This is a genomic window from Leptospira terpstrae serovar Hualin str. LT 11-33 = ATCC 700639 (assembly GCF_000332495.1).
In the GTDB taxonomy this organism is placed as follows: Bacteria; Spirochaetota; Leptospiria; order Leptospirales; family Leptospiraceae; genus Leptospira_A; species Leptospira_A terpstrae.
Map to the genome: position 1 here is coordinate 125,367 of NZ_AOGW02000008.1, position 20,783 is coordinate 146,149.

Genomic DNA, 20,783 nt, shown 5'->3' on the forward strand with positions numbered 1-20,783 from the left:
TTTATCTCCCAAAAATGATTGAAGTCATAGTTTGCGATCTTAGAAAGGTTTGTATGCCTTCAAGAAAGCTTTTTCTTTTCGTTTGTATCGTTCTTCTTTCGGTTCTTTTTACCGAATCTTGTGTCATTGGGAACAGTCTCAACTTATTTCCACAAAGTGGCAAGGCTGATTTCGAAGAGAAACTCATTGCCGGTCGAGATCAAGAAAAAATCGTAATCATCTCCATTGAAGGAATGATTTCTGATGAATCTAAAGAAACCTTTTTTGGTACTTCCACGGAATCAATGGTCGCTCGGATCAAAGAATCCTTAAAGTATGCAGAACGCGATCCAGATGTAAAGGCTGTGATACTAAAAATCAACTCACCAGGTGGAACAGTCACTGCAAGTGATATTATCTACCAAGAAATTCTAAAATTTAAGAGCAGAAAATCCATCCCTGTGTTTGCAGGATTTATGGATACAGCAGCAAGTGGTGCTTATTACATTGCCATGGCAACTGATGGCATTGGCGCTCACCCAACAACCGTTACAGGGTCTGTTGGTGTCATCATGTCTGGGATCAATGTAAAGGAAGGTTTGGATAAAATCGGAGTAAAGGATCAGTCCTTTACCTCAGGCCCAAACAAAGCTCTTGGTTCTCCGATCTCTGAGATGACACCTGAACAAAGAAAAATCCTTCAGTCCATTATAGATAGTTTGTATGGTCGCTTTTTTGAAATCGTCAAAAAAGGAAGACCCAATGTTGCAGAGACTCGACTCAAAGAAATTTGTGATGGAAGGATCTTCACTGCAGAACAAGCTAAAAAGGAAGGTATGATTGATTTCATCGGATACTTTGATGACTTTGTTTACCAAATCATGCAACATCCTAAATTCCAAGGAAATCGTTCTGGGAATCCTAGAGTGATCACTTACCAAAGAGGGAAAGGTCGCGTGGAAAATATCTACCAAGCAACAGATTCAAATAAAAACCCTTTTTCTTTAGGTATTGCTGATAAAATTTTAGGAACAGGAACCAACGCTAAATTTCTTTATCTTTGGGATTTATAATTTTAAGGCCAACTAATCAATGTTATTTAATTCTATTCCCTATTTATTGCTTTTTGCGTTCACATATTTAATTTACTGGAATATCCCGCAAAAAGGAAGAAAACCTTTACTGGTTATCTCTTCCTTAATTTTTTATGCCTATTTCAGTTTCCCTTTTTTATTCCACTTCCTATTTGTTATTTTAGTCAATTATGGATTTAGCGAATGGATCTTTCGTAAAAAAGACAAAGGCGAAAAATACAGCCATCTACTCTTTGCCATCGTTGCATTAAACTTAATCAATTTAGGTTTTTTTAAGTATTTTTACTTTATTACGGGCTCTCTATTTTCACTCACAGGTTATCCAGCGTTTAAAGAAATTTCGGGATCATGGAGTATCTTTTTACCACTGGCCATAAGTTTTTATACCTTCCAAATCATAGCGGTGCAAGTGGACATCCATAGAGGGATCATTGAAAAAAGAATGTCCGCTGTGGATTATTTTTTATTCATACTTTTTTTCCCTCAATTGATTGCGGGACCCATTATGCGTTCTCAGGATTTTCTTCCGCAACTAGACCATCCAACTATTGATTCCGACCGAATGAAAAAAGGACTATTCCTCATCATCGGTGGTCTTTTTAAAAAGGTAATCATTGCAGAAAACATTGCGCCTATCATTTCCCCAATCTTTATGGATCCGTCCAAATTTGATAGTTTTTCGATATTTTTTAGTGTGCTTGCCTTCGCCATACAAGTGTACTGCGACTTTTCTGGATACACAGATATGGCCCGTGGGTCTGCAAATTTACTTGGATACGAAATTCCAGAAAACTTCCAGGGACCTTTTTTCTCTCAATCGTTTCGAGAACTTTGGTCTAGATGGCATATCACTCTTTCTTCTTGGTTGCGTGACTATATTTATATCCCTCTTGGGGGGAGTAAAGGATCGATCTTTCGTTCCAACCTGAACTCATTCATTACTATGTGCCTTGGGGGACTTTGGCATGGCGCCAATTGGGCCTTTGTATTTTGGGGAGCTTATTTGGGGGCTTTGATTTGGATTGAAAGGTCACTCTATTTGGGACGAGGAAAAAAGAAATTCCTACCCGATACGATGCCTTTTGTGGGAATCATACGAACCATTGTGATCTTTATCGTTTTTACTTTTTCTGGTGTTTTTTTCCGAGCAGCAGCAAGAGGTGAAGAATCGATGAATGTAGCCTTCGAAATCTTTAAAGGTGTTTTGACATTCCGCAATACAGGCGAATCGTTAAGTAGAGTGGATGAACTACCCACTTTCATTGCTCTCGGACTTATGTTCAACTGGTTTCAATATTCTAGCTTTGTTTACGAAAAGTTAAAACCTTATCAAAATATCCTCCTTCCCTTTCTATCAGTAGTGATTTTATTATTACTCGGAATTTTTGGCGATGGTGGACAAGATTTTATCTACTTCCAGTTCTAAATCCCATCTACGTAGAAGTAGATTTCAAGGAAATAAGCCGGAAAGAATTTCAACAATTCTTTCCGCTTTGTTAATCCTCATGTTACTTCAATGTGCGCCCAAATTGGAATGGATTCGTTCCCTACCAATTGAAGCCATAAGAGATCAAAAAATCAAACTTGGAACCTATTCACGTCCGGCCGAAAAAAAATCCGCATTTGGCTCCAAACAATTCCAACTATATTGGAAAGAAGAAATCCATTTACAATCCAACTCAAAATTCACCAAAACCTGGAGCGAGTGGAAAGTATACGAAGACCATTCCGAATTTCATTTTAAAGAAGGAATGGGAGACTTTGAAAAGTCTGGGGATTGGGTTTTATTTCAAACAAATTTTATCAATGAATTGGAATGTAAATCGAATCAAAACACAATACTGATTCCCCAAGGCAAAGATTGGTTGAAACTCTTTCCTTGTTCCAGTCAGAAATCACCAAACCAGCGTTCGAGTAACCATAGATTATTGTATTATTATGATGGGAAATCACTATTCCCCTTACAATATGAATCAGGATACAACGAAGCAAACTTTGGGATTGCATGGGAGTCGGATCTTCCCTACACCAAGTCGAGTTTATTTGAAAAAGCTAGATTGAAGTATGGGAAAAAAGAATTCCAACCCCACGTGTACAACCACGTGAAGTTGGATTGATTCGAAGAAGAATCAAAAAAGGGTAACCATCTCTAGAAAGAATCATTACATAGTGTTTATCTAAAAGCCACAACTGCACAAGCACGTGCATATTCTTTATGTTCTACATTTGCTTTTTGTTCGAATTTAGTAATTCCGTGTTGGCGAAAAGCTTCACTTGCTTTTTTCGCATGTGTAGAAGCTTCGCAAAAGTTACCTGCTTTGGAATGGGCAAGGCTTGCTAGATACTGGATGGAAGCAAAACTTTTGTGTTCACTCATTCCAATCGCTTCTCTAATTTTTATCGCCCGTGAATAATGTCCAGAAGCCAAATCAAACTCTCCCATTCCCTCTTCTTCACTAGCAAGTTTTACGAGTTCGTTCGAAATTGCGGTCAGAGTTTCTTTGTCATATTGGCTAATGAGGGAATCTAGGTCTTCGTTCATAAAAGAAGACTCTCCGGCAGAAATGGATGCCGTAAGTGCTAAAACTAGAATGGGTAGAATTGCTTTTTTCATATTCCCTCCGAACTAACTGTTCCCTTACTATGATGCAACTATCGTGCCAGGACCAAAGGGCTCCAAAACGCATAGGAAGGACAATGGGGAAAGTCAGAAGCTTGAAATGAAGACCAATTTGCTTAAATTGTACGCACAATGATGAATTAGAAATGTATTTCCTAAGAATTATAGAAAAAGGTATGGGTTATGTCGCTTATGATGGAAAAGGAGACCCGCTTACGTTTTGTGCCTCCCTTTCCTTGGAAAGTGGCTTACTAAGTAGAGCGGATGAAAAAGGAAACTTGCTTACTTCAATTCCTCATCAGAGATTTCTAACTCTCTTTGGAGAAAGTCTGTTAGGTCCATAGACCGGTAGTGGTCACGGTCCCCATCGCACTGTCTACCACCGGGAACGGCAAGGGTACGACCAGCGATAGTAATCGGCTTTAAAAATAAATTTCCTGTCAAAGGACAATTGGGTCCAGGAGAGAGGCCATTGAAAGCACAAGTAGCTCCCTTTACGACATCAGCAGGAATTTCTTCTGCTCGTCCATTGGGATAAAATAATGGATATGGACCCTCGTTGTACCAACGAGAGTATATTTTTCCCCAAATCGGTGCTGCCACTCCAGCCGCTGTCACACCTTTTCCAAGGGAAAGTGAGGATTTATCAAATCCCATCCAAACGATCGAAGTGTATTTCGGGTCAAAACCAGCATACCAAACATTAGTATATGAGGAAGTGGATCCCGTTTTTCCACCAGACTCACCTTTATAATTTCCTTTATCTGCAGCGCGAAGGGCTTGGGTAGGAGTTCCCCCCATGGCAACACCGATTAACATTTGTTTAATGATATAAGCTGTGGCTTCAGGGATGATTTGGATCGATCCATTTTTTGCTTCTTCGGCAAGAGTTTCTTGAACTTCTTTTTCTTTATTGTAAACTACATTACCACTTTGGTTCAGCACATAACGAACACTAAATGGGATTACATCCTTGCCTTTGTTAGCAAGAATGGAATAACCAAGTGCCATCTCATAAGGGGTAAGTTCCGCCACACCTAGTGCCAAAGCAGGACCTGTAGGAAACCTAGCTTTGTTTGTTTTTGTCACTTTGGATGCAAAATCAATTACAGCATCGGTACCTGTTCGCATAAGCACTTGCACCGATACGATATTTAAAGATAAAGAGAGTGCACGCGAAAGTGGAACCATCCCTCTAAAATCTCCCGATATATCCTGCGGCGAATACCCTTCCCCTTCTTCTGTGATGGTTGTGAGAGGAGCATCCATAATTCCAGTTCCAGAACCAACAGCCCTATTTTGAATGGCTGCTGCATAAACAAATGGTTTGAATGCAGATCCGGTTTGGCGGCGAGCTTGCATAGCTCGGTTGAACTGATTTTTTGGAGAGAACCTAGATCCACCGACCATGGTTTGAATGTATCCTGTTTGGTGGTCAATGGTGACAATGGCACCTTCTACGTGTAAGTTGGAAGAAAACACTAGTGATGATCTTTGAAATTCTTTGACTGCAGAACTTTCGTTTTCCGAAGGAACAAAGTCAGTTAAAAGTTCCAAAGCTGGGGCCATTTCTTTTTCTAAATGAAGACGAAATACTTGTCTATCATCCAAACTGGTTACATAAGGAACTCCCACCGGAAAAATAGATCCCAATAAATTGTATAAAGAAACAAGACCTCGGTCGGCACGACCTACATAACGGAAGTTTGCTCCAAATGCATACTTGTCTTGTTCGATAAGACCTTTTCTAAGTTCTTCTTCTGCAATCTCTTGTTTTCTTACATCAATGGTTGTATACACCCTTAAACCACCGGTATATAAAGCCTCTTCACCAAGTTCTTTCTCTAAAATTTGGCGCACCCATTCTGTAAAATATGGAGCTCTGTTGAGTTTTGCCCCCCAAGTGGAACGAGAGGGCGATTGTGTGATGACAACAGGCCAATACTTGTCCCAAAAATCATCATGGATTTTTTGCACTTGGTCTTTCGGGATAAATCCATTTTTTGCCATAAGGCCAAGAACCACCATATGAGCCTGTTTAGCTTCTTTTGGGTTTTTAAACGGGGAATAAGTAACGGGAGCTTTCGGAAGACGTGCAAGCATAGCTGCTTCGGCGATACTTAAATCTCTCACATCTTTTTGAAAGTAAACATTGGCTGCAGAAGAAAGTCCTGTAGTTCCATGACCTAAATAAATTAAGTTAAAATAAATTTCTAAAATTTCTTCTTTAGTATATTCTTGTTCAATCTGTAGAGTGAGTAGCGCTTCCAAAAATTTACGACCAAAGGTTTTTTTCCTTTGTTGTAAGATAGTTTTTGCTAACTGCTGGGTGAGTGTGGATCCACCTTGGACGATACGTCCCGCAAATACGTTTTTAATGGCAGCACGTACGATTGCTAAAAAATCTATACCAAAGTGGTTAAAAAAGTTATCATCTTCAACGGATAAAAACGCATGAATTACATGAGGAGGAATGTCGCTATATTTTAATAATTCTTGTTTGTGACGATATAGTTCAGCAAACAAAACTCCATTCGAATCATAAAGTTTGGTAGGAGTTGTCGGTTGGTAAGATGCCAACTTTTGTAACTCTTTTCCTTTATTTACTTCAGAAAGGATATATCCAAAAAAGAATCCCCCAAGTAGGGCAATGCTAAAGAAAGTAGTGATAGTGATTCGGAGTGTTTTTTCTTTGTTCATAATATTATAGGTGGAATCGCAATCCTTCCCTTGCTAAATGAATTTTTAATTTTTTTTCGCCTAACTGCTCTTTGTGGAGCTTGGCATCATTATAAATTTCGTAAATTTTTTCATCTGAATAACTTGGTTCGTGATGAGTTAAAACTAAGTTCTTTACTTTCCAAGAAGAGGCACAGTTCACAGACATAGTGTATGCTGTGTGGCCCCAATCAAACTTAGAAAAGGACTCGTCTAACGTGTATTGTGTGTCAAGTATGAGTAAATCTGCTTCTGCAAAGAAAGGATAACATTCATGAATTAAATCCATATCCCCTCCCGTAAACTCGGCGTCCGTGGCAAAAATGAAAATTTTACCGGCTCTGTTGGTAAATTTATAAGCAAAAGAACCTCCGGGATGTTTCAGAGGGTAACACTCTACCTTCATTCCCGATCCAAATTCTAAAACATCACCCGGAAAAAAAAGTTTGAAGTCTTTGGCGGAACCCGTTCCATCCAAAGCGACTGGAAAGTATTCTGGCTCTTGTTGTTTTTGGAGGCGCGATTCCAAATCCGAATAAGGTGAATAAAAATTAAGGTAGAAGTCGGGAAAATAAATAGGTTTGAAGAAGGGAAGGCCTTGGATGTGATCCCAATGGGTATGAGTGATAAAGAAAGAAACTGTCCTTTTTAACTTCGTAGAAAAATATTCCGAGATGAGTTCGTCACCCAAATTTCGTAAGCCTGTCCCCATGTCTAAAATGTAGACTTCCCCCTCATCGTCAGTGACGGAAACACAAGTGGTGTCGGATCCTGTCACAAATTTTAGGTGGTAGGGAAGGTCTTGCCAAAATTCATCCGCCGATACGCCAGCCCCCGTTTGCCTGTAGAGGTCCAGAATATCGATAATTTTTTTGCGGTAGTCTTGGTTTCGGAGGGGACTCGCTATGGAGCCGCGGACTCCGTAGAGTTGCACAATCACTTCCTCGATGCTAGGAAATCGACTTTCCTTGTCACTCAAGATTTGCGACCTTGAATTTATGGCCTCTCGTTACCCAGGATATGAACTCCGATTTGGACCTCCCATGGTTCCCGTTGTACGCACTCTCATGATCATCAATGCAATTCTCTTTCTTTTGCAGATGGCAACGAAACTGGCTTTCCATTCTCCCTTAGTGGAATTGTATTTTGGGCTTACCCCAGAACTCGTTTTTCATGGCTGGGTCTGGCAACTCCTAAGTTATGCCTTTCTCCATGGAAGTTTCCTCCATATTCTTTTTAATATGCTGAGCCTTTGGATGTTTGGTTCAGAACTCGCAGAAATTTGGGGAGAACGTGCTTTTTTAAAGTTCTATCTTTTTACCGCATTTCTTGGTGGGGTTTGTACGATTCTTGCTCATTTTTTTGGCATTCCTCAGGGCCTTGTGGTGGGTGCAAGTGCCAGTATCTATGGCCTACTCGTTGCTTATGCGATGACTTGGCCGAATCGTGAACTTCTTGTATTTCTCATCTTCCCTATGCGAGCTAAATACTTTGTGATGATTGTGATGCTTATGGTTCTTTTTGCCCAAGGGGAAAAAGTTGCCCATTTTGCCCACTTAGGGGGAGCCATTGGGGGTTTCTTATTCATGAAAGTTTACACTGGCTGGAAAAATACAAAGGCATCCGTTCCGACTTGGTCTCTTTCTCGGTATTTACAAAAACGTAGGTTTATGCGTTACCAAGAGGAAATGGCGAAAAGGGAAAATGCGAAAACGAAAGTGGATGAACTTTTGGAAAAAATTTCCAAAAATGGAATGGAGTCCCTTTCTCGCAGCGAACGAAAATTTTTAAACGATGCATCGCAAAAATATTTCAACGAGTGAATTCCAAAGTATTCTATTTCCCACAAATCCCTCCTAGGTCACCTTACTATAATTTGGCGATTGAGGAGGCATTGTCACTTCAACTGGTATCTCAAAATATCACAGCTGGGGTTAGGCTCTGGAAAAATCCGGACTCCATTATTTTGGGACTTTCCGAAAATCCCTTTCGCAACATCAAAGAAGAAGTAGTCGGCGCTTATGAAACGGAAGCCCGCACCATAGGATTTTCAAAAAAACCAAAACCTAATTTTTGTTATATTGCTAGACGGGCTTCGGGAGGCGGGACAGTATTTCATTCTTTAACAGGTAATATCAACTATTCGCTTTATCTAAACTTAAATGAAAGAAAGGAACTCTTTCCTGTCAAAGATTCCTATGATATTTTACTGGGAATTGTTGCCAAATCCTTAAGTAAACAAGGCATCCATTGTTCGCCAAAAGGTAAATCCGATTTAGTATTAGAAAAAAATGGAATTTTAAAAAAGATCTCGGGGAATGCACAGTTTCGCAAACGTAATTGTATTGTCCAACATGGCACCTTGATTTTGGAAGAAAACTTAATTGAACGAGTGGCGGAAGTCCTCCACCACCCTCCCGAAGAACCAGACTACCGAAAAGAGCGAAGCCATAAGGACTTCCTTACCTCGATTCCCGATTTTTTTTCTGAAAGTATTTGGGCAAAAGATCTAGTTTCAGAAGTTTTTACTTATTTAGGGGAAAATACACCCGAAGATTTTTCAAAAATTTCCTTCTTTGGCCCGGACTTTTCTACTTTTCGGAAACTCGTCCTCCAGGAATCTGAATCTATTCGTAAGAAGAAATACCAAAATCCAGACTATACCCTCCACAGAGAAATTCCCACATGAGTTATTTAGAAAAACAAGATCCTGAAGTTTACGCTGCATTAAAAAAAGAAGACGAACGCCAAGAACATTCCCTCGAAATGATTGCGAGTGAAAACTTTGTATCACGTCCCGTACTCGAAGCCTACCATTCCACTCTCACCAATAAATATGCGGAAGGTTATCCTGGAAAACGTTACTACAACGGTTGTGAAAACGCAGACAGGGTAGAAGAACTCGCGATTGAAAGAGCCAAAAAAATGTTTGGAGCAGAATACGCAAACGTACAACCACATAGCGGGGCTCAGGCGAATATGGCTGTATTTCTTGCCACTCTCGAACCAGGAGATAGTTTTCTTGGAATGAATTTGGCACATGGCGGACACCTAACACATGGTAGTGCAGTCAACATCAGCGGAAAATATTTTAAACCAATCCCTTATGGAGTGGATGAAAAAACAGAAACCATTAATTACGATGAAGTTGCAAAACTTGCCAAAGAACACAAACCGAAACTCATTGTTGTCGGTGCTTCTGCCTATCCAAGAACCATTGATTTTAATAAATTCAAAGAAATTGCCAACGGAATTGGTGCTAAAATCATGGCTGACATTGCGCATATCTCTGGTTTGGTGGTTGCCGGCGAACATCCCAGTCCAATTGGCGTATGTGACTTTGTAACTACAACCACTCACAAAACTTTACGGGGACCAAGGGGAGGACTTATCCTTTCCTCATCGGAACATGAAAAGATTTTAAACTCAAGAGTATTCCCTGGAATCCAAGGGGGACCACTTATGCATGTGATTGCAGCAAAAGCAGTGGCTTTTGGTGAAGCGCTCCGTCCAGATTTCAAAACATACATCCAACAAGTGGTGAAGAATGCAAAAGTTCTTTCGGAAGTATTCCAAAAACGTGGCTTCCGAGTGGTTTCAGGTGGAACTGACAATCATATCGTTCTGTTGGATGTGTCTGTCAAAGGACTTACAGGAAAAGATGCCGCGGATGGATTAGATCATATTGGAGTGACCGTAAATAAAAACGCGATTCCTTTTGATAAAAACCCGCCTGCAGTGGCTTCTGGAATTCGACTTGGAACTCCAGCTCTCACCACTCGTGGGTTAAAAGAAAAAGAAATCGAAGCAGTTGGAAATTTAATTTGTGATTTCCTCGAACATTTCGGTGATGTTACTTGGGAATCCAAAGTAAAAGCAGCAGTGAAAGAAATCACTTCCGCTTTCCCTATGAAACATTTCCGATTGGAAGACTAAACTTAAGATTTAGTTTCGCTAAACTCTAAAACCTCTCTCCGTTCCGTAAATTCATTCGAAAACGGATCGGAGAAAGTGCGCTCCACTACCTCTACCGAATCCTTTCCATAAAATACCAAAGTAGATGCCCGAGTTCCATAACCGGGGACACGAATCCGAATCGAAGATAAATATCTTTCACGTTCGAGACCAATTCCTGTATCGGGAAGAAACGAATCTTCTTTTACTAAATCGGAATCTGCTAACATTTTAAAAAATTCCTGAGTCACTTGGTTTGTCCAGTTTTGAGCTTCTAGAATAGAACCAAACAACTGTTCTACGCCAGTTTTCAATTTTTCTGTTTTAGGCCAGTGGGTATTCCAATTGGCATTACTTACGGCATGAAACCCTGGTTCTAAAATCTGGGACTGCAAAGGTTCCCCGCCAATATAACTTGCCACTTCTCCATCGAATACAAAGAGATTAAATCCTTCATAGTCGGAAGCCGTTTGTAAAACCTCCTCTCGGTATTGGAGAGAACTTAGATCTTTGGATGATTTTAAGAAATCCAAAACAAGACTTCCACGTGATTTCGGATTGGGATGGGGAGGTTTTTTAAAATTTCTTACATTCGTAAGAAAAGCAGTTTTACCGAGAGAGTTAGCACCAAGCCAAGTTCCCCCTGCTTTTAAATCCCTTCCCGCCAGGATCTTAGGATTCGATTCCCAGATTTGGAGTGGGCCCGTGGGCCTTTCAAAAAACTCATCTCGATTGGAAACAATCACAAGTGGAAATTCAGGATGGACCCTGTACGCAATTACAACTAGGCACATGACAATTCAAATGTCTGAAGCAGATGGCAAAAGAAAGCGAAAAACCTGGGAAATATTTGGATTGAACGCCAAAAACCATATTAAATCATGAATTGCATTACGATATGAAAGCATTGGAAGCCACAAAAGCCGTCTCTATTTTCCAGGAATCCGTTCTGGATTGGCATAAAAAAGAAGCCCCTCATCCAAATCCTTATCCTGAAGGAAGTTTGGAGTCCACACTCTACCAAAAAAACCACATCGATACCATCCAGTGGCATATTGAAGATGAAATCCGAAGACCAGACATTGCTTTGGAAGATGTTGTGGCTCTCAAACGAAAAATTGACAAACTGAACCAAGACAGAACCGATATGGTAGAAAAACTCGACGACTTTGTGATCGAAATGTTTCGCGCCATCACACCAAAACCAAATGCAAGGTTGAATTCTGAGTCTCCTGCTTGGTTACTCGATCGAATGAGTATTTTAGAACTCAAAATTTACCATATGGAAGAACAAGTCGCAAGAAAAGACGCATCTGCTTCCCAAGAACATATTGCTAAATGCCAAACAAAGTTAGATGTACTCCTAGACCAAAGGGAAGATTTGAAAAAATGTTTGGACGAACTCTTTCTCGATTACTCCGAGGGAACCAAACGAGTCAAAGTTTATCGTCAAATGAAGATGTACAACGACCAGAATCTAAATCCGTCTTTGTATAAGAATCAAAAATGACAAACCTTTTAGTACTACGATTTTCGGCAATGGGGGATGTGGCTTTAATGACCCCAGCTCTCATTGCCATTGCAGCTAAATATTCAAATATTCAGCTGACAGTGGTTACAAGAGGAAACTTCGCACCGTTTTTCTATAATATTCCGAACTTGAATGTGTTAGGAATTAACTTAAAAAAATACAAAGGAATTTTGGGTCTTTGGCGTATGTATCGTGATATCGCCAAACTAGGACCATTCGGTCACGTGATTGATTTACATGGATCAGTTCGTTCCCGATTTATTGCTTTTTTATTTCGTAGCCAAGGAGTTGCTTACTCCAAAATCATCAAAGGCCGTCGTGAAAAATTAGCGCAAACAAGACGTTATAATAAAAAATTAAATCAACTTCCCCATACAGTAGAACGTTATTTAAATGTATTTCGCAAAGCAGGTTTTGATGCCCCGATTCGCAAAGGCCCTTGGCTCAATGTGGATGGAGAATCGAAAATGTATGCAAAAGATTTCTTTAAATCAAAAGGCATTGATAAAAAAGAAGGCCAATGGTTTGGATTTGCACCTTTTGCAGGACATGCACTCAAAGAATGGAGTTTTGAAAAATGCAAACGACTCGTAGAAGTATTACTCGATGAATTCCCCGATTGCAACGTATTTCTGTTTGGTGGCAAAGACGAAGCAAAAGAATTAGATATCCTTCGCGATGGTCAAAAACGGGCTCATATTGTACAAGGTGGGAATTTAGGAATTCGGGGAGAACTCGGGATCATGGACAGGTTGGATGTGATGATTGGGATGGATAGTTCCAACGTCCACATTGCGGCACTTCTCAAAAAACCCGTGATTGGAATTTATGGAACCACACACCCTCTTTCTGGATTTGGTCCTTTTGCCCAAGAAGATTCGGGAGTATTACAAGTAGACTTACCATGCAGGCCTTGTTCTATTTATGGAAATACAAAATGTTGGCGTGGGGATCATGCTTGTATGGAACTAATTGACCCACTAGACGTTGTTAGACGAATCCGACTCATCCAAAATGTAAATACACTTTGGTAATTCAATAGACATTCTCAAATCCAACGAGAGAGAATAGGAGACTTTTATGCAACTGCAAACGACTGAGAACAGTTTTCCTAGTTCTTACGACAAAACTGTTTCCATTTTTTTCCATTCCCTACCCCTCATTCTTTTTCTTTTTCTAAACCCCATGCAGATTTTGGCGGAAGAATTTTCTTCTGAATTCCAACCAGTCATTCTCCCTTCTCCCAACAAAGCCGACTACGAAGAACAAATCAAATGCCAAGAGTTGTATTGTAAAAAAATTCCTTATTCGGATGACGGAAAGTATATATCAGAAGTCTGGGAGGAACTGGGGAAAAACGGCGGAAAAGTAGTGGTAGATTTTTTAGATGCACCTCTTTCACTCAGTGAATCTCGTATGGACGATATCACAGAATATTTACGTGAAATTGCAAGACGGGATGGTCATGTCAGTTTAGAACCATTTTATATTGCCACAAGAGGTTTAGGTTTTACTGATGTTCCCATCGTAAAAGACCTCTTTGGTTTGAGTTATAATTTATACAAACGAATTCGTTCTGCTCTTAAATTTGGTAGAATGGGCCACTATAATGCAAAAGTCCTTTACCATCCCACAACGGGAAAAGTTTTACAGGTATTTTTCTTCCATAAAAATTACGGAAATTTATGTAACACAGTGTACTCCACTTGTGATCGCATTGAATATATTGATGATGAACTTTTTGACAAACAACTTTCCCTAAGACTGAGTGAGCCTCATTTGAGAGGAATCGAAGTTAGGTTCAACCAAACTCCCGCCGTCCTCCCTCAAATGAAACTGGATATTGGAAATCTATTAGACACCAATCGTTCGGCCCGTCTTTACAAATGGCTTATTATTGCCAAAAAAACAGATACTAAAACCGTAACTCGAGAAAGGTTTCTCGGCGTAGAACTTGCAATTAAAGTTTTAGACTACACTCTAAGTGCCTATGAAATTGTGGAAGCGGTCCAACTCTATATGCCCGCTCGCACCAAACAGGCAGAAGTTGTTTTTGAAGATACTGAGGAAGGACGTATCCTTAAGTCTGTTGTTTTTTATCCAACTCCGAATCAGGATTAGATTCTAAGTTCCATTTTCGAATCTTTACCATCATCACAAAAATCAAACAAGCAGCGCCTTGCGGACGTAGGAAATAAAAGAGTGGTTGTATTCCATTCGGCGAGAGCTGCGATCGCAAAATCTGTCATTGCATAAAATCAAAAAATAGATCAAAGATATTTGATTTTTTAACTTTCCCTTTCATTGCTTCTATGACTTTGGAATAAACTTCTTCCATCGCATCGACACATTTTTCCATTTCATGTCCTGAAGCAATTTGAATGGAATTTTTAGAAAACTTTGCGTATTCTTCTGGGTTCCGAACAATTTCCAAAGCACCTTGCGCAATTCCTTTGGAATCAAAAGGTTTAGCAATGTATCCGTTTTCGCCGTGACGAATGAGTTCTGGCAATGCGAATGAATCCACTCCCACAGCAGGAAGTCCACAAGCAATGGCTTCTAATACAACAAGGCCTTGGGTTTCCATAGTGGATGCAGTCAAAAATACATCATATTTTGGATACTCCTCGTGTAACACAGCATTGGGGATAAATCCTTTAAAACTCACTGCCTCATGGATGCCTAAATGTTCCGCTTGTCTTTGTAACGAAGGAATGGCTGGACCTTCACCTATGATGGCAAGTGTTGCTTTAGGATAATGTTCATGAATGGCTTTAAAAGCATTGAGTATCACATCACAATTTTTCTCATAAGAGATGCGACCCACATGTAAAAATTTCGGTGCCTCCCCACCAGTATAGTTTTTAGGATTTCCTTGAAACCGTTTCAAATCCATTCCATTGGAAACTACAGTGATAGGGCGAGTGATTCCATATTCGATAAGTTGTTCTTTAATGAGGTGGCTTGGGGAAATAACCACATCACAACGATTATAGATATCATTACATATTTTTAAGATAATTTTTTTGCGTATATTGAAGTTATCAAATTTTACAATTTTATCCAATTCATCAATATTCAGTTTTTTCTTAAATTTATTGGCTTTGAAAAAAAGTTTATCGAGTTTGAACAACCGATAAAAGGAAACATACATTTCCTGTTCTGCCATCAGCGTATGATAAGTGCCAATTGTAGGAATTCCAAATCTCTCAGCGGCATTCACTGCATAAAGCCCGAGGAGTCCTGGGGTATGGATGTGGATGAGGTCGGGTTTAAAATCCTCAATGATTCGTTTGATTTTTCCTGGAGAAGGCAAAACTACTTTGATATCGGGGTAACTTGGCAAATATCCAGAGCGAAATCGGATGACTTGGATGTTGTCTGTCATCCGATCAAAGTCCCCGTCACCATATTTAGGAGCACAAATACAAAACTCGTGCCCACGCAAAGCCAAAAGTTCTGAAAAATTCTTAATCGAAACAGCGACTCCGTCGGTTTTTGGCAAAAAAGTATCGGAAAAATATAAGACTCGCAACTGTTACCTCTTTACAAATTGGAGAAAAGCATTAGTCTCATCCAAAGTTATGTTTTACCGAATCTATCGCTTCTTTCTTGCTTTGTCCATCATTTCCTGTGCCCTTTCTGTTTCCCTTAGCCAACTTTTCTTACTCCTCTCTTTTGTTTTTTTCCTACTTCTGCCAGAAAAACCGAAACTAAAAAGCCAATTGGTAAAAATTCTTTTTTTATTTTATCTTTGGCAAATTGTAACCGTTTTGTATCATTTCTCCGCTTCTGGTTTCGACATTACATCCATCAAACATGCGTTCCGTGATGAGATGAAAGACATCTTTCTTGTTACTGCTTTTATCTCAATCCAAGGGATCAAACCAGAGGATAAAAAATACCTGTATAAAACTTTTTTTATTTTCGCTCTGGTGATCGTCATCACAGGTTTTATCTCCATTTTTTCTATGACAAGGCTTTCCAGACTAATTTCAGATCTGTATAAAACTTCTGCTTCTTGGCCTTACCAACACCATTATGGAAAAATTACTAACATAAACATCTACCTACCTATTGGACTTATGAATACTCACCTCACTTTTGGTGGATTACTAGCATTTATCTTTCCAGGATTTGTATTCCGTTTATATGATTCTTGGTATAAAAAAGAATCCTTTTCCAAAATATCAGTTAATGCCATATTACTTTTGTTAGTAGCAACAGTGTTTTTATTTAACAATGCGAGGTCATCGTTACTCGGCGCTTTGGTAAGCACAATTTTTGGAATTTATATTTTAGTATTTATAGACAAAGACATTTCCAAAAAAATGCTAAAACGAATAGTAATCTTTAGTATTCTATTTCTTATTTTAATATTTACAGGTTACAAAACCACATCAGCAGTCAAAAGGGTAGTTGATCCCTTGTTTGGTGGAGAGAAACATACTGATTCTGGACGAACTTTTATCTGGGATTCCACCTTCCCTCTGATCGAAAAAAATCCTATTTTTGGAATTGGCTCAGGAAATTACCAAAAAGAAATTGAGATTTCAAGAAAGGAAAGAGAAAAAGAAAACAAAGAACTTAGTTTCTTTTACGAAGTGACACAACGAGGTCATGCACACAATGATTACTTCCATTTAACAGCCGTATTCGGTGGTCCACAGGGAATTCTATATCTTCTGTTATTTGGCACCATCCTTTACACTTTATTAAATGGAAACATTCCCAAAAAAATCAGGTTTATGACTTATGGTTTGGTTGGGTTTTTCTTATCTGGTCTATTACAATGTTATTTTCAAGATGATGAAGTATTGATTGTATTTTACTTTTTACTCGGCTATCTCAATCTTTACGCCGAGTCCGAAAATAATACGTATGAAATTGAGGCAGGAAGATAAATCGATGGCACTAAAAAAACTCTCACCCCAAGGCGAATGGTTCGTAGATACAACTGGAAGAAAAGTAATCTTACGCGGAATCAATTTAGGTGGCGATACCAAGGTTCCTTTCCCCAATGGGGGAACCCAGTTCCCAACCGATTTTTCTGACCACAAAGAAGTAAGTTTTATTGGCAGACCTTTTCCTCTTTCGGAAGCAGATACCCATTTCACCAGACTAAAAAAATGGGGGTTTAACGTATTACGTTTATTAACCACTTGGGAAGCTGTCGAACACAAAGGTCCTGGAGAGTATGACGAAGCCTATTTGGATTATTTTACAGAAATTGTTCGTTTGGCGGGAGAATATGGTTTTTATGTTTTTGTAGATTTCCATCAAGATGTTTGGTCTCGGATGACTGGTGGAGACGGGGCACCGGGTTGGATTTTTGAAAAAATGGGGATCGATTATCGTAAACTCTCGGAAGCAGATGCCGCCATCGTCATGCAAAGGGCGTATGATTACAATAGACCAGGCATCCGTCAGGAAGAAAATTACCCAACCATGTGCTGGTCACAAAACTATCGTTATGCTGGGAATGCCATCCTTTGGACTTTATTTTTTGGAGGAAAAGACTTTGCTCCTAACTTCCTAATCGATGGAAAAAATGTACAAGATTATCTGCAAGGCCACTACCTAGGCTGTATGAAACAAATTGCAGAACGTGTAAAGGATTTTGATTTTGTTTTAGGTTTTGATTCTCTGAATGAACCAGGAAAAGGATTTATCGGTCGTGCCATGAATGACCGTGGTCTAACAAACACAGACAAAGATCCCGCCAAACCGGGACTAGGTTGGTCTCCAATCGATGCTCTCTTCTCATCCCATGGACATACGATTGATTTACCTTACCTCACACTCAAAGTTTGGAAAGGTGGATTTGTTCCTACTAAAACTGTAACCGTTAACAAAAACCAAATTTCCATTTGGTTACCAGAATCTCCAGGCGATCCCTTTCAATTAGAAGGAGCTTATACCATAACAAAAGATGGAACTCCTTTCATTGAAAGAAATGATTTTTTTCAAAACGTCAAAGGGAAAGCTATCGACTTTGATGCAGACTACCTGATTCCTTTTATGCGAACTGTCGGCGAAACCATTAGGTCCATTCGAAATGATTGGATGGTATTTATCGAAAGAGAAGCCTCTGATGCTTTTACTCACCCCCACCTCAACGGAGAGGCACCAAAACTTGCTGTCAATGCCGCTCATTGGTATGATATTCTCACCCTACTCTTCAAAACATTTCTTTATCCGATAGCCATTGATACTCTCACCAAACGACCTGTATTCGGGAAATCTGGAATTGAAGCTATGTATGTGCGTCAGCTCACTCGTATCAAAAACACAGCCGATTCTGTTCCAGGAAAAATTCCAAGTCTTATCGGTGAATTTGGAATCCCTTTTGACTTACAAGGGGGAAAAGCATACAAAGAATGGAAAAAAGGAAACCACTCTCCCAAAATTTGGAAGAGGCATGTAATGGCCCTCGATGCCATGTACAATGCAATGGATCACTTATTTCTTTCGAACACCCTTTGGAACTACACTGCAACAAACGAAAACGATTTGATGGTAGGAGATGGTTGGAACCAAGAAGACCTCAGTATTTTTTCCAAAGACCAAATCATTCCAGGCTCCGACCCCGATGTTTACGGCGGGGGTGGTCGGGCTATTGAAGGGTTTTGTAGGCCTTATGCTGCTTTCACTCAAGGAACACCGATCAAAATGAAATACGATTTAGATTCCCGAGAATTTCATTTTGAATGGTTGTCAGATCTTGCCATCACAGAACCTTGTGTGATCAAAGTACCAAGATTTGTATACCCAAATGGCGTACAGATCGTACTCTCCAATGCAGAAAAAATTTCGGAAAACGAAGGAGAACTTACAGTCAAAGGGAATGGGGGGAAAGCGAGCCTCATCCTAACACCATTATGATTGATTTAGAATCCTTACTACAAAAATACCCCTGGGAAGATCGATGGAAATCACTGGCAACACCCTTAGACACACTTTGGGAATTTGACTTACCGGTGACAAGGGAAGAAATTTGGCCCCATCTAATTGATACCTCCGCCCTCAACAAAAGGGTGGGTATGCCTATTTATCATTACACGGAAGAAAACGGAATCATGATGGGGAAAACCAGACAAGTGGGTTTTCAATTAGAATGGGAAGAAGTCCCTTGGGAGTGGGAGTATCTCAAAGAAATTGGGAACGCTCGCATTTATATTAAAGGATTTGGACACTATGTCCGTAGTAGGATCATATTAGAGACATTAGGTGAATCGAGAAGTAAAGTTTATATTTACTTTGGTTGGATTCCTAGAAATTTCTTTATGAAAAAACTTCTCCAATATGCAATGCCGAAACTGGAAATCTCCTTTCGCAGGTCTTTAAACGAAATAGCCGATGAGATCAAACTTAAGAAACGCACTAAATCATTAGTTCCTGGTAAGGAATTTTCATTTGTTCCAGAAGCGCAGTGGATCCATCCAGAAAAACTAGACAAAGAAACCCAAAACCTAATCAACAAAGGTATTTCGAAAGAAGCAGTTACCGCAGTTTTTCAATGGATCAAAACGGCCTCTGACAATGAACTAGACCGAATTCGTATTAAGGAAGTAAGTCGAAAACTAGACTTAGATCCCGACGAAGTCCTATTTCTCTTTTTACATGGATGCCGGTTGGGAATCTTTACTCTCAGCTGGGATATTGTATGTCCACACTGTCGGGGTGTTCGAACAAGCCTCACTCGTCTTAGTGATCTACCAGCCAAAGACGAATGCGAAGTTTGTGAGATTGATTTTGACACAACAGGTGTGAACTCTATTGAAGTAACTTTTCACCTCCATCCCAGCATCAGAATTATCGAAAAACAATTCTACTGTGCTGCAGAACCAGCTCAAAAACAACATATCCTGTTAACAAAAACCATTGGAGGAAAAAAATCATTTTCTTCTAGTTTGCTCATTGGGGCGGGAGTATTCCGGCTTCGAAAAAAAGGAGATAAAAAATATCGTCTAGTAGATGTTAAATCTGCATACCCACAAACAGATATTTTGTGGTTACCTGAAACGAAAGAAGAAGAAATCAAAGTTTCCCTAAAACCAAACTTAGTATTTGAAAACGATTCCGACAACGATGTAACCATCATCCTTGAAGAAAGAAGCGAAGACCAAACAAGCCTAAGACCTTCAGAAATTTTCAACTACCAGGAATTTCGTGATCTCTTTTCGGAAGAAGCGGTTGCCACCAATTTACAACTAGACATTGGAATCAAAACCATCCTATTCACTGATATTGTTGGTTCGACAAAATTCTACGAATCTGAAGGAGACCACGGTGCCTTTTTACAAGTCCGCGAACACTTCATCAAAACAAACCAAATCATTCAAAATTTTCGTGGTGTCGTTGTAAAAACTATCGGCGATGCCGTAATGGCAAGTTTTTCAAGCCCCTTACAAGCATTAAAGGCAGCAAAGGAAATGCAAGAATGGTTTCACCCCGAAAACCAACATACGCCCGTTAGGATACGAATCTCCATCCATACCGGAAATTGTTTGGCAGTAAACCTAAACAGTAATATCGACTACTTCGGAAACACAGTCAACTACACGGCTAAAATCCAATCGGTAACAAACTCAGGGGAAGTTTCCTTTAGCGAAACCATTTTCCGCGACCGAGACATCCGGGAATACCTACGTGCGGAATCGATCAAACTACATAAAATCGAATTTCCCCTCCCCTGGGCTGACAGAACTGATTTTGTTTATGTTTGGAAGGTATAAGTTCAATTCCCGTCCAGACACCGGAACTGGAAACAGTAATATAATTAAGTTTAGATCTTCGGGCGCCTCGCAATCGTTTGGTGGATGGATATCCGTTTTACCAAACGACCGCGCTTTACGCTCCAATCTTTCGCATCGCGAAAGGATTT

Annotated in this window: 17 protein-coding genes; 12 read left to right on the top strand and 5 right to left on the bottom strand. The window is 39.7% G+C overall.

All coding sequences use genetic code 11. The annotated features are described in order from the left end of the window. The first annotated feature begins 53 nt into the window (after nt 1-53). From sppA to LEP1GSC203_RS06130, 3 genes are all read left to right on the top strand, one after another. A complete protein-coding gene (sppA, locus tag LEP1GSC203_RS06120; protein ID WP_002972984.1) occupies nt 54-1,052 on the top strand; it encodes a signal peptide peptidase SppA in 999 nt (332 codons plus the stop codon). A 19-nt stretch (nt 1,053-1,071) separates the two neighbouring features. Beyond that, entirely contained in the window at nt 1,072-2,499 is a 1,428-nt protein-coding gene (locus LEP1GSC203_RS06125) for an MBOAT family O-acyltransferase (RefSeq protein WP_002973140.1), read from the top strand. Nucleotides 2,500-2,578: 79 nt separating this feature from the next. Further along, the gene (locus tag LEP1GSC203_RS06130) at nt 2,579-3,190 is read left to right on the top strand and encodes a hypothetical protein (protein ID WP_002972997.1); all 612 of its coding nucleotides are present in this window, start codon (nt 2,579-2,581) and stop codon (nt 3,188-3,190) included. 56 nt (nt 3,191-3,246) lie between these two features. On the opposite strand, the gene LEP1GSC203_RS06135 is transcribed toward LEP1GSC203_RS06130, so the two are convergent. From LEP1GSC203_RS06135 to LEP1GSC203_RS06145, 3 genes are all read right to left on the bottom strand, one after another. Beyond that, complete coding sequence (locus LEP1GSC203_RS06135; protein WP_002973055.1) at nt 3,247-3,687, bottom strand: tetratricopeptide repeat protein; 441 nt, start codon at nt 3,685-3,687, stop codon at nt 3,247-3,249. Nucleotides 3,688-3,975: 288 nt separating this feature from the next. Next, on the bottom strand, nt 3,976-6,393 hold the full coding sequence (locus tag LEP1GSC203_RS06140; protein ID WP_002973040.1) for a penicillin-binding protein 1A: 2,418 nt from the start codon (nt 6,391-6,393) through the stop codon (nt 3,976-3,978). A 4-nt stretch (nt 6,394-6,397) separates the two neighbouring features. After that, nucleotides 6,398-7,351 carry an MBL fold metallo-hydrolase gene (locus LEP1GSC203_RS06145; protein ID WP_039937418.1) on the bottom strand — a complete coding sequence of 318 codons (954 nt, stop codon included), beginning with the start codon at nt 7,349-7,351 and terminating at the stop codon, nt 6,398-6,400. A gap of 58 nt (nt 7,352-7,409) precedes the next feature. On the opposite strand from LEP1GSC203_RS06145, the gene LEP1GSC203_RS06150 reads away from it, so the two are divergent. From LEP1GSC203_RS06150 to glyA, 3 genes are read left to right on the top strand one after another with little or no spacing between them, the layout of a single operon-like run. Then, nucleotides 7,410-8,234, top strand: a complete 825-nt coding sequence (locus tag LEP1GSC203_RS06150) for a rhomboid family intramembrane serine protease (protein ID WP_002972988.1) — start codon at nt 7,410-7,412, stop codon at nt 8,232-8,234. Further along, nucleotides 8,231-9,100 carry a lipoate--protein ligase family protein gene (locus tag LEP1GSC203_RS06155; protein ID WP_002973112.1) on the top strand — a complete coding sequence of 290 codons (870 nt, stop codon included), beginning with the start codon at nt 8,231-8,233 and terminating at the stop codon, nt 9,098-9,100. The genes LEP1GSC203_RS06150 and LEP1GSC203_RS06155 overlap by 4 nt, the downstream gene beginning before the upstream one ends. Then, the gene (gene glyA, locus LEP1GSC203_RS06160; RefSeq protein ID WP_002973118.1) at nt 9,097-10,347 is read left to right on the top strand and encodes a serine hydroxymethyltransferase; all 1,251 of its coding nucleotides are present in this window, start codon (nt 9,097-9,099) and stop codon (nt 10,345-10,347) included. Before LEP1GSC203_RS06155 ends, glyA begins: the two co-directional genes overlap by 4 nt. Nucleotides 10,348-10,349: 2 nt before the next feature. Here the strand turns inward: glyA and LEP1GSC203_RS06165 are convergent, their stop codons facing one another. Further along, nucleotides 10,350-11,159: an NRDE family protein gene (locus tag LEP1GSC203_RS06165; protein ID WP_039937362.1), complete on the bottom strand. Its 810-nt coding sequence runs from the start codon at nt 11,157-11,159 to the stop codon at nt 10,350-10,352. A 104-nt stretch (nt 11,160-11,263) separates the two neighbouring features. Between LEP1GSC203_RS06165 and LEP1GSC203_RS06170 the strand changes: the two genes are divergently transcribed. The 3 genes from LEP1GSC203_RS06170 to LEP1GSC203_RS06180 are packed head-to-tail and all read left to right on the top strand — an operon-like array spanning nt 11,264 to nt 14,017. Further along, on the top strand, nt 11,264-11,875 hold the full coding sequence (locus LEP1GSC203_RS06170) for a DUF4254 domain-containing protein (RefSeq protein WP_002973080.1): 612 nt from the start codon (nt 11,264-11,266) through the stop codon (nt 11,873-11,875). Beyond that, nucleotides 11,872-12,930 carry a glycosyltransferase family 9 protein gene (locus tag LEP1GSC203_RS06175; RefSeq protein ID WP_084764910.1) on the top strand — a complete coding sequence of 353 codons (1,059 nt, stop codon included), beginning with the start codon at nt 11,872-11,874 and terminating at the stop codon, nt 12,928-12,930. The genes LEP1GSC203_RS06170 and LEP1GSC203_RS06175 overlap by 4 nt, the downstream gene beginning before the upstream one ends. 46 nt (nt 12,931-12,976) lie before the next feature. Then, nucleotides 12,977-14,017, top strand: a complete 1,041-nt coding sequence (locus tag LEP1GSC203_RS06180) for a hypothetical protein (protein ID WP_002972987.1) — start codon at nt 12,977-12,979, stop codon at nt 14,015-14,017. A gap of 124 nt (nt 14,018-14,141) precedes the next feature. Here the strand turns inward: LEP1GSC203_RS06180 and LEP1GSC203_RS06185 are convergent, their stop codons facing one another. Continuing rightward, on the bottom strand, nt 14,142-15,431 hold the full coding sequence (locus LEP1GSC203_RS06185) for a glycosyltransferase (protein WP_002973063.1): 1,290 nt from the start codon (nt 15,429-15,431) through the stop codon (nt 14,142-14,144). Nucleotides 15,432-15,480: 49 nt separating this feature from the next. Here LEP1GSC203_RS06185 and LEP1GSC203_RS06190 point away from each other — a divergent pair, with 49 nt between their 5' ends. From LEP1GSC203_RS06190 to LEP1GSC203_RS06200, 3 genes are read left to right on the top strand one after another with little or no spacing between them, the layout of a single operon-like run. Then, nucleotides 15,481-16,800: an O-antigen ligase family protein gene (locus LEP1GSC203_RS06190; RefSeq protein ID WP_002973026.1), complete on the top strand. Its 1,320-nt coding sequence runs from the start codon at nt 15,481-15,483 to the stop codon at nt 16,798-16,800. A gap of 4 nt (nt 16,801-16,804) precedes the next feature. Then, complete coding sequence (locus LEP1GSC203_RS06195) at nt 16,805-18,781, top strand: glycoside hydrolase family 5 protein (RefSeq protein ID WP_002973177.1); 1,977 nt, start codon at nt 16,805-16,807, stop codon at nt 18,779-18,781. Further along, nucleotides 18,778-20,634 carry an adenylate/guanylate cyclase domain-containing protein gene (locus LEP1GSC203_RS06200; RefSeq protein ID WP_002972963.1) on the top strand — a complete coding sequence of 619 codons (1,857 nt, stop codon included), beginning with the start codon at nt 18,778-18,780 and terminating at the stop codon, nt 20,632-20,634. Before LEP1GSC203_RS06195 ends, LEP1GSC203_RS06200 begins: the two co-directional genes overlap by 4 nt. Nucleotides 20,635-20,783 lie beyond the last annotated feature (149 nt).

Coding starts and splice junctions, on each gene's coding strand:
- sppA (WP_002972984.1), top strand. CDS start 54: ATGCCTTCAAGAAAGCTTTTTCTTTTCGTTTGTATCGTTCTTCTTTCG.
- LEP1GSC203_RS06125 (WP_002973140.1), top strand. CDS start 1,072: ATGTTATTTAATTCTATTCCCTATTTATTGCTTTTTGCGTTCACATAT.
- LEP1GSC203_RS06130 (WP_002972997.1), top strand. CDS start 2,579: ATGTTACTTCAATGTGCGCCCAAATTGGAATGGATTCGTTCCCTACCA.
- LEP1GSC203_RS06135 (WP_002973055.1), bottom strand. CDS start 3,687: ATGAAAAAAGCAATTCTACCCATTCTAGTTTTAGCACTTACGGCATCC.
- LEP1GSC203_RS06140 (WP_002973040.1), bottom strand. CDS start 6,393: ATGAACAAAGAAAAAACACTCCGAATCACTATCACTACTTTCTTTAGC.
- LEP1GSC203_RS06150 (WP_002972988.1), top strand. CDS start 7,410: ATGGCCTCTCGTTACCCAGGATATGAACTCCGATTTGGACCTCCCATG.
- glyA (WP_002973118.1), top strand. CDS start 9,097: ATGAGTTATTTAGAAAAACAAGATCCTGAAGTTTACGCTGCATTAAAA.
- LEP1GSC203_RS06165 (WP_039937362.1), bottom strand. CDS start 11,159: ATGTGCCTAGTTGTAATTGCGTACAGGGTCCATCCTGAATTTCCACTT.
- LEP1GSC203_RS06170 (WP_002973080.1), top strand. CDS start 11,264: ATGAAAGCATTGGAAGCCACAAAAGCCGTCTCTATTTTCCAGGAATCC.
- LEP1GSC203_RS06175 (WP_084764910.1), top strand. CDS start 11,872: ATGACAAACCTTTTAGTACTACGATTTTCGGCAATGGGGGATGTGGCT.
- LEP1GSC203_RS06180 (WP_002972987.1), top strand. CDS start 12,977: ATGCAACTGCAAACGACTGAGAACAGTTTTCCTAGTTCTTACGACAAA.
- LEP1GSC203_RS06190 (WP_002973026.1), top strand. CDS start 15,481: ATGTTTTACCGAATCTATCGCTTCTTTCTTGCTTTGTCCATCATTTCC.
- LEP1GSC203_RS06195 (WP_002973177.1), top strand. CDS start 16,805: ATGGCACTAAAAAAACTCTCACCCCAAGGCGAATGGTTCGTAGATACA.
- LEP1GSC203_RS06200 (WP_002972963.1), top strand. CDS start 18,778: ATGATTGATTTAGAATCCTTACTACAAAAATACCCCTGGGAAGATCGA.